The organism is Psychrobacter sp. 1Y4 (assembly GCF_051847555.1).
Genome location: NZ_JBPYDE010000096.1, coordinates 1 through 1,212, shown reverse-complemented (window position 1 = coordinate 1,212; position 1,212 = coordinate 1). Strand labels below are relative to the sequence as shown.

2 protein-coding genes are annotated in these 1,212 nt (G+C 49.3%); both read right to left on the bottom strand.

Annotated elements, in window-relative coordinates; translation table 11 throughout:
• A partial coding sequence (locus ACS8FC_RS14450) for an ABC transporter permease (protein WP_459112962.1) occupies positions 1-429 on the bottom strand: 429 nt, incomplete at its 3' end.
• Positions 429-1,212: ATP-binding cassette domain-containing protein (locus ACS8FC_RS14445; protein ID WP_439297272.1), on the bottom strand; the 784-nt coding region annotated here is incomplete at its 5' end. The genes ACS8FC_RS14450 and ACS8FC_RS14445, both read right to left, overlap by 1 nt.

The window sequence follows — 1,212 nt, the reverse complement described above, 5'->3', positions numbered from 1 at the left end:
ACCGATTGCCAGCAGTGACTTATTAATCAAGCCATTATTCGCAAAGAGCAGTTTTAGCGCATAAGTACGCACCAAAGAGTTGGTCCAAAAGGGCAGGATCAACAGCAGCATGAGTAACGGCTGCCAACGCACTTTTACCTTGGACACGAGCCAGGCAAAAGGGTAGCCCAGCAGTAGACAGATAACCGTTGTGATACCTGCCATCCATAATGAATGAACAAATACCTCAAAATATAACGGATCAACCATGCGCACATAGCTGTCAATACTAACAGGCAAGCTAATAAAGGCGCTGCTATCACGGGTTAAAAAACTGACCGCAATGACCAATATGTTTGGTAATAGCGCAAAGATGAGTAGCCAACCCCAGATCAGCCAGAGCGTTGCCGTACGAAACGGACTTTTGCTGCCTAAGTGGTTGCGGGCCATCAGCTACCATCCTTTTGTGCAGTCGTCTTGTTTGTATGGTCAGCGTCTTCTGGCAATACCCACTCCCAGCCATCGACCCATGAGACTTTGACGCCTTCGTTGAGTTTGTAATCAAAGCTTGGGTCGTCTTCATCAAAAAATTCAGAAGCCTTGATGATATGGCCATTCGCCAATTCAATAATCGAGTCTAACGTACTGCCTTTATAGTTACTTTCGATGACGCGGCCCAACAGTCCAGCATGAGCGCTGTCCTTAGGATCGTATATGCGTAAGTCTTCAGGACGCAGCAATAAGTTGACGATATCGCCTACTTGAACATCATTGGCAAAATTGGGTCGGCGCAAATTACGTAGCGTTGTTGGCCCTTCTTGCGCTTGCGCCTCACAGACTTCGACTTCGATGCGTCCATTGGTCACTTTGCCATCGCGATCGGGAAGGTCTGGATAGACACCCTTGACCTCAGCTCTAAACAGATTGGTCTCACCAATAAACTTGGCAGTAAACAAGTTGGCAGGGGTCTCATAGATCTCGATAGGCGTACCGATTTGCTGGAACGTGCCGTCTTTCATCACGGCAATGCGGTCTGACATCGACAGCGCTTCTTCTTGATCATGCGTGACAAAGACAAAGGTAATGCCCAGCTCGCGTTGTAGACGCTTGAGCTCAGACTGCATTTGCAAGCGCAGTTTGTGATCGAGCGCGGATAGTGGTTCATCGAGCAGGAGGAGTTTGGGGCGATTGATCACCGCACGGGCGATCGCCACGCGCTGCTGCTGCCCACCA